Below are 7,555 nucleotides of genomic sequence, written 5' to 3' on the forward strand. Positions count from 1 at the left end.
ATTACTTATTACCCCCCCCCCCCTCCCATGTTTTTAGCGTAAATACGCCAAAAATCCACCTCAAAACAAACGCGGAAAAAATAAATGCTCTGACTGGTTTTTGTTCAACGCCCGTCAATTTTGGCGGGCGTTCTTATTAAAACCGTTAGTATTGTTATGCTGTTTTAATTGCTTCCTTTATAATATCTATTAAGTATTGCGGCTTGGCCAGATTGCCAAATTCCTTGAATACCGCTGAAGATGCGACTAGCGCACGGCGGACATAAAGACTATTATCTTTAAATAATTCCCGATTTAAAGGAAAACCCTGCCGCTCGGCGAAATCACAGCAAAAACAAATAATTGCTCTAGTATTCCCTTCCCTAAAAGGATGAACTTTCCATAAAGCGGTAAGGTCTTGAGCAAAATTTTCAGCTTTTTGCTTGAGAGTTAGAGCAGGCCAATTTAGGGACTTCATTTTTTGGCAGGCTGTGCTGAAATCTTTCTTAATATTTTGGATCTCTGAGTATTCTACAGATAGGCCGCCGAGCACGGCTTCCGGTTTTTCGATGTTAATGATCCTTATTTTTCCGGCCCATTCATAAATATCTTGAAAAATAAATTTATGTGTTTTGCAGAGCAGGGTAAAATTAAAATCGCTATTGAGCGGGTTATCCAAAAGTTGTCTTAATCGCAAACTTGTATAGTCTGCTTCGATTTTTTCTAAAGCTTGTTCAGAGCGTTCGTCAAATAAATTAATAAGCGTTTCGGAGCCAGAATACAGATAAGGGTCGGCCATGTTAACCAGCTTTTTTTAGAACTTTGGCGCCTTTCATTCGATATTTTTTGTTCAGAGATTTTTCAATGTCAGTCAGGGTCATTTCGCCGGCGCTTTCTTTTTTGACCATTTCCATAAATTCAGGCGTAGGCTCTAGACCGTCCACTTTGATCAACCCTAGCGCAAAATTCCAGGCCGTAGTTTTATTCATTTTTACTGCCTCCAGTATGTAATTATAACATATCTGACACAAGTATAATTTTTAGAAAAAAGAGGAGGATGGGGCGTTAAGTAGGGCAACCTGTTCTCAAAAAAATTATACTCCAGCCGCCAAAATAATGTATAATACTTTCTGTTTTGTTACTATAAAGACAGGAAGTGATCGTGTGTCCGCTATACTTGCCGAACTTAAAAAGAAAGCTCAAGCTAAATATAAAAAAGTAGTTCTCCCCGAAAGTTATGATGAGCGCGTTCTTCAGGCCGCGGCTATCGTCCTCAAAGAAAAAATTGCGCGGGTCATTCTGCTCGGCCAGCCAGCTAAGATCAAAGAGCTGGCGGACAAGGCCGGCGCGGAAATTTCCGCCGCGGAAATTATCGATCCGGAAAATTACGCGCGCTCTGCCGAACTGGCCAGCCTGTACTATGAACGCCGCAAACACAAAGGCGCGACGCTGGAGGAAGCGCAAAAACTGATGACCACCGATCCGGTGTTTGCTGGCGCGGGACTGGTCGGCATTGGCGCGGCGGACTGCCTGGTCTGCGGCTGCGTCACGGCTACAGCCAGAGTCATCAAATCCGCGCTGTTCTGCATCGGCATGCGTAAAGGTATCGCGCTGGTGTCCAGTTATTTTATGATGGTCGCGCCGGATAAGTCTTTCGGCGAGGACGGCGTTTTATTTTTTGCGGACTGCGCGGTCAATCCCAATCCCGACGCCGCGCAGCTGGCGGACATTGCCAAATGCACGGCGGACAGCCTGCGGCAGATAATTGGCGCCAACGCCAGGATCGCTCTGCTGTCTTTTTCGACGAAAGGCTCCGCGGCGCATCCCGATGTGGAAAAAGTTACGAATGCGCTTAAAATAGCTAAAGAAAAATATCCAGAGTTAGACATAGACGGCGAATTACAACTGGACGCCGCGCTACTGCCGGCGGTCGGGCAGCTCAAAGCTCCCGGCTCGGCCATTGCCGGGCAGGCCAATACACTGATCTTTCCTGACCTTGACGCTGGCAATATCGGCTACAAACTTGTCCAGCGTTTTGGCAAAGCCGAGGCTGTCGGCCCCATATTGCAGGGGCTGGCCAGGCCGGTCAACGATCTTTCGCGCGGCTGCTCGGCGCAGGACATTGTCAACACTGTTATCATTACAGAATTACAGACAGAGGAGTAAACAATGGCTATTCTTTCGGTAAACTGCGGCAGTTCTTCGCTCAAATATCAGCTCTATGACTGGGACGCGCGGCAGGCGCTGGCCAGTGGCATGGTTGACCGTATCGGCCTGCAGGATTCCAATATTGTGCACAAATCCTCCGGCCAAAAGATCGAGCGCAAAGATAGCTGTGCCGACCACCAAACAGCTTTTCATCTGGTGCTGGATTTTTTGCTTAAAGAGGCGAAGCTCATTAGCTCGCTGGCGGATATCGAAGGCGTCGGCCACCGCATCGTGCATGGCGGCGTAAATTTTTCCGCTTCGGCGCTGATCGACGACGCGGCGCTGGCGGAAATCAAAGCCAATGCCGATCTCGCGCCTCTGCACACTCCGCCCAATGTCGTGGGTATTGAATCCGCGCGCGCGCTAATGCCGGACACGCCGCAGGTGGCGATTTTTGACACGGCGTTCCACCAGACCATGCCGGAGCGCGCTTACGCTTACGCGCTGAATTATGAACTGGCGCAAAAATATAAGATCCGCAAATACGGTTTTCACGGCAGCTCGCACCGCTATGTGTCCGAGCGCGCGGCGGAGCTGCTGGGCAATAAGCCGGATTTGAAATTGATTATCGTGCATATCGGCAACGGCTCCTCGCTCTCCGCGGTAAAAGGCGGCAAATGTCTGGACACTTCGATGGGTCTGACGCCGCTGGCTGGCGTGATCATGGGTACACGCTCCGGCGACATCGATCCGGCGGTGGTGCAGTTTTTGGCCGGCAAGACTGGCAAGCCGCTGGCCGAAATAATGAATATGCTGAATAAAGAAAGCGGCATGCTTGGCGTTTCCGGTTTTTCCGATCAGCGGGATATTTTGGCTGGCGCGGCTCAGGGTGATGCGCGCTGCCAGCTGGCTTTACAGATGCAGGCTTATTCGGTCAAAAAATATATCGGCGCGTATCTGGCGGCCTTGAACGGCGCGGACGCGCTGATCTTCACCGCTGGCATTGGCGAGAACAGCCCGGATTTCCGGCAGGCGGTCTGTGAAAACATGTCCGCGCTGGGCTTGAAGCTGGACGCCGCTAAAAATAAAGAACACAGCGGCGCCGAGCGTCTCGTCTCCGCGCTGGATTCGCAGGTCAAGATCTTTGTCGTCCCGACCAATGAGGAGTTTATTATCGCGCGGGATGTGATCGAGCTGGTCAGAGGGAAATAAATACATTCTATGGTTAATAATATAACAACGAATAGCAGCACGGTTTTTGAAAAAGCCAAAAAAATTGACGAAAGGGGCAATGAATATTGGCTGGCGAGAGAGTTTCAAGAAATATTGCAATATAGAGAATGGAGAAAGTTTAGCAATGTTGTAGATAAAGCTAAAGAAGCTTGTGTTAATTCTGGGCAGAAAATTCCCGACCATTTTGTCCGTTTGGACAAAATGGTCGCCATAGGTTCGGATACCCAGCGTGAAATAGAGGATATTAGACTTTCCCGCTACGCTTGTTATCTGATTATTCAAAATGCCGATCCAGCCAAAGAAATAGTCGCTCTGGGGCAAACCTATTTTGCCGTACAGACCAGAAAACAAGAATTGCTGGAAGAAACGGAATTTAAGCGGTTGGACGAGAATAAAAAAAGATTATATCTCCGCGCCGAAATGAAAAAGCACAACAAACAGTTGGCTGATGCGGCGAAACTAGCCGGCGTAGTGCAGCCTTATGATTATGCGATATTTCAAGACCACGGTTACAAAGGTTTATATGGCGGCTTGGGCGCGAAAGATATTCACGCCAGAAAAAAGTTAAAGAAAAGCCAGCAAATACTTGACTATATGGGCAGCACGGAGCTGGCGGCCAATCTTTTCCGTGCCACGCAGACTGAGGAAAAACTCCGCCGAGAAAATATCAGAGGTAAACAAAAGGCCAACATTACACACTATGCCGTCGGCAAAAAAATCCGTCAGACTATTAAAGAACTGGGCGGCGCCATGCCGGAAGACTTGCCAATGGCGGGTAGTGTGAAAAAGCTGGAAGCGAATAAACAAAATAAAAAGTTAAATTAAGCAGGGAGGATTTTATGCAAAGAAATCCGGCAGCGGCTATTCATGCACAATCAACAAATGCTGCGCCGGACGGTCTTTTTGCGCCAGCACATCATCCAATTTTCTAGAGCAGGAAAAATATTTGTTATGCCGCGCATCGTACACAAAAACATCCAGACCGTTGCTGGTTACTATGGCGGAACGTATTTTTAAATCTTGTAATTTGTTTTGTAATTGTTCAATAGTCACACCTTCTTGGCCGGACTTGCCGTGAAATTGCAGAAGATAGGCATTGCCGCTCCAGTCTACAGCCAGTACATTGTGCGAATAAATGTTTTTGTCCAGGCCATAAGGAAAGTAAATTTTGCTATGCTTTAAATCCAGTTCCCAGCGACGAGAATCTGGATAACAAGCGTACAGTCCGGACTCGAGATCGTCCTTATTAAATAAACCCTCTTTGTAGGGAATAGTGCTAGCCAGACCTTGCCGCGCTCTTAACAATTGTTCGGGCTTTTGCGAAAAATATTCCATGCCCAGAAAATGCTTTTCTCCTTCTTTATCTTTGACGTGCGGCAGTTTGACCAGATGCCGAGCATCTCTGCCGTCTTCCAAAAAGAAATACTCTGCTGGAGATAATCCATTGTTTGTTAGAGGTGTGTATAGATCCAATTTTGTGCCGTCTAATAATACTGGTCTGCCGGATACGGCAATATTTAAGTTAGGGAGAAAACTTTCTTCTGAATCTGGCGCTAATGAGTCTATGCTGAAATGTCCTGATGTATCCTGCATAAAAAAATAGAGCGGTTGGCCGTACCAGAGAGATCCTCTGGGCACAGGTTTGCGTTTAAGAACGTTTTGATAAAAGACTGAGTCGCCTTTTTGGTAGAAAAGATTAACGCCGCCCAGAACATAATATATGTCTTGAGAAAGAATGCCTGTATGCAGAAAAATAGTATTTAAATCCAAGACGCCTATGCCGCAGCCTAATTTTGCGGCTATGGTGTTCGTGTTGCTGGAAGAATTTACATCTTTCGGATATTTTGGGTCAAACGCTGACCCCAGCCGAAAACTTGTTCCACCTGGAAGTTTAATATAGGTAATAAATGATCCACTACTGGACAATATTATTCTGGTGGATAGACCAGCTATTTCTATCTTTTCAAAACCAGAGCTGATTATTTTGGTTTGCCATAACATAACTGCTCCTTAAACAAATATCATTATGCCATTTTTAACTATGGTTTTCTCGTTGTTTAGTTGCCATATAATCGCAGGTTTTAACTAAAAATTTATATATATTTTTATATAATTTCTATATGGATATGCTAATATAAAGTATGGGCAAAAAGGTAACTTTACAGAAAATTGCTGAAGTTTGCGGTGTGTCGATTTCCGCTGTCTCGGCCGCTTTTCATCGTCCGCGCTTCGTGTCGAAAACTTTGCGTGAAAGAATTATTCAGGTTGCGCATGAACTCGGGTATTTTTACAGTGCAGAAATTGCCACTATCGGCCTAGTTTTTAAATCTTTTCGCAATCATTTTCAAGATGCCTATTATAATGAAATCATCATGTGTATTCTGGAGAGGGCCTCTGAATTGAATTTGAATGTGCGTATTTTAGACGGTCTCGACATAGAAAATTATGCAAAGATTTATGACATTAACGGCTATTTAATAATCGGTAATGACTCGGCGGTACATATTGCCGCTGTGGAAAAGACGCATCAGCCATTTTTGCTGGTTGGCTGCACCAAAAATGGCACAGAAAAATACCGCCGGATTTATTCCGACCCTTATCAAGGTATGGTGGAATTAACCGAATTTGTCTGCAATTGTCGGCACCGGCGCCTCGCTGTGATCAATGCTGAAGCGGATGCGCTGGATTTTACCTGGTTGCGATTCAAGAAAGGTTTGGCTGATGGTTTGCGCCGATGTGGTTTGCCGGCGAATGCCTTGAAAATAGTTCCGGCCAGTCATCAGAATCTTGAAACGGCAGAAATTGTTTTGAATAAAATTCTTTCCATGAAACCTCGTCCGACCTGTATTATCTGTATTAATGATAGGTTCGCTTATCAATTATACAAGCTGCTTCGACATTACGGTCTGCAAGTGCCAAGAGATATTTCCTTGACCGGTTCAGATGGCATAGCGCTGCCGGGTTTAGAGTTTGATCTGTCTACTGTAGTTGATGATAGGCAGGAAATGGGACGGCGGGCTCTGGATTTCTTGTTGTCAGTACTACACAACGAGAAAGATTTAAAAAAAGATATAGTACTTAACAAAAAATTTAGGGTCGGTAAATCAGTGCGAAGATTAAGCAAATAATCCGCTTAAAAAAATATCATATCTTTAAAGAAAATGGTATAATTCGCCGGGTTTATTAGAATAAACGGGGGTCTTATGTCCAAACTTTGGTCAGGCCGTTTTGCGGACGTTACGGCAAAAGAAGCGCAAGATTTTACGGAATCGATTTCTTATGACTGGCAATTGTATAAGTACGACATTCAGGGGTCTATCGCCCACGCCGGTGGTTTGCAAAAAGCCAGGATCCTGACCAGCGCGGAATATAAAAAAATTGTATCCGGCTTAAAAATTATTGAAAAAGAAATAGAGCAGGGTAAATTCAAATTTGACGCGGCGCTGGAAGACATTCACATGCATATCGAGACCGCGCTGACGCAAAAGATCGGCGCCGCCGCTAAAAAACTGCACACCGGCCGCAGTCGCAATGATCAGGTGGCGACGGATATCCGCCTTTATCTAAAAGACAAAATAATTTTGTTGTCCGGGCAGCTCAGCTTGCTCTGCACGGCTTTGCTGGAACAGGCGGAAAAAAACAAAACGGTTGTTCTGGCCGGTTTGACCCATTTGCAGATCGCCCAGCCAGTGCTGCTGGCGCATCATCTGCTGGCCTATGTGGAAATGTTCTGGCGGGACCGGGCGAGATTGGCAGATGTTTTGCGCCGCGCGGATGTCCTGCCGCTGGGCGCGGCGGCTCTGGCCGGAACAGCTTACCCCATAGACAGAAAAGCCGTGGCCAAAGAGCTGGGTTTTGCCGCCGTGTCGGAAAATTCTCTGGATGCCGTGTCCGACCGCGATTTTTTGGTGGAATTCCAGGCCGCGGCGGCTTTGTTGATGGTGCATTTGAGCCGCCTGTCCGAGGAATTGATTTTGTGGAACAGCGCGCAATTCGGCTATGTCGAGCTGGCGGACAGCTACACGACCGGTTCGTCGATCATGCCGCAGAAAAAAAATCCCGATGTTCCCGAGTTGACGCGCGGCAAGACCGGACGCGTGATCGGCAATCTGCTGAATATCCTCACCGTGCTGAAAGGTTTGCCGCTGGCCTACAACCGCGATCTGCAGGAAGACAAACAGCCTTTGTTCGACAC

Annotated in this window: 8 protein-coding genes; 5 read left to right on the plus strand and 3 right to left on the minus strand. The window is 46.6% G+C overall.

Annotated elements, in window-relative coordinates:
- Positions 1-154: 154 nt before the first annotated feature.
- The gene (locus LBJ25_04620) at positions 155-778 is read right to left on the minus strand and encodes a Fic family protein (protein MDR1453238.1); all 624 of its coding nucleotides are present in this window, start codon (positions 776-778) and stop codon (positions 155-157) included.
- 1 nt (position 779) lies between these two features.
- On the minus strand, positions 780-968 hold the full coding sequence (locus tag LBJ25_04625; GenBank protein ID MDR1453239.1) for an antitoxin VbhA family protein: 189 nt from the start codon (positions 966-968) through the stop codon (positions 780-782).
- A 175-nt stretch (positions 969-1,143) separates the two neighbouring features.
- Here LBJ25_04625 and pta point away from each other — a divergent pair, with 175 nt between their 5' ends.
- From pta to dinD, 3 genes are read left to right on the plus strand one after another with little or no spacing between them, the layout of a single operon-like run.
- Positions 1,144-2,145, plus strand: a complete 1,002-nt coding sequence (gene pta, locus LBJ25_04630) for a phosphate acetyltransferase (GenBank protein ID MDR1453240.1) — start codon at positions 1,144-1,146, stop codon at positions 2,143-2,145.
- Between the two features lie 3 nt (positions 2,146-2,148).
- On the plus strand, positions 2,149-3,339 hold the full coding sequence (locus LBJ25_04635) for an acetate kinase (GenBank protein ID MDR1453241.1): 1,191 nt from the start codon (positions 2,149-2,151) through the stop codon (positions 3,337-3,339).
- Positions 3,340-3,348: 9 nt separating this feature from the next.
- Complete coding sequence (gene dinD, locus LBJ25_04640) at positions 3,349-4,185, plus strand: DNA damage-inducible protein D (GenBank protein ID MDR1453242.1); 837 nt, start codon at positions 3,349-3,351, stop codon at positions 4,183-4,185.
- Between the two features lie 36 nt (positions 4,186-4,221).
- On the opposite strand, the gene LBJ25_04645 is transcribed toward dinD, so the two are convergent.
- Positions 4,222-5,361 carry a hypothetical protein gene (locus tag LBJ25_04645; protein MDR1453243.1) on the minus strand — a complete coding sequence of 380 codons (1,140 nt, stop codon included), beginning with the start codon at positions 5,359-5,361 and terminating at the stop codon, positions 4,222-4,224.
- 140 nt (positions 5,362-5,501) lie between these two features.
- Here LBJ25_04645 and LBJ25_04650 point away from each other — a divergent pair, with 140 nt between their 5' ends.
- The gene (locus LBJ25_04650; GenBank protein MDR1453244.1) at positions 5,502-6,488 is read left to right on the plus strand and encodes a LacI family transcriptional regulator; all 987 of its coding nucleotides are present in this window, start codon (positions 5,502-5,504) and stop codon (positions 6,486-6,488) included.
- Between the two features lie 75 nt (positions 6,489-6,563).
- On the plus strand, positions 6,564-7,555 hold a 992-nt coding region (gene argH / locus LBJ25_04655), incomplete at its 3' end, for an argininosuccinate lyase (protein ID MDR1453245.1).

It is taken from the genome of Candidatus Margulisiibacteriota bacterium (genome assembly GCA_031268855.1).
In the GTDB taxonomy this organism is placed as follows: Bacteria; Margulisbacteria; Termititenacia; order Termititenacales; family Termititenacaceae; genus Termititenax.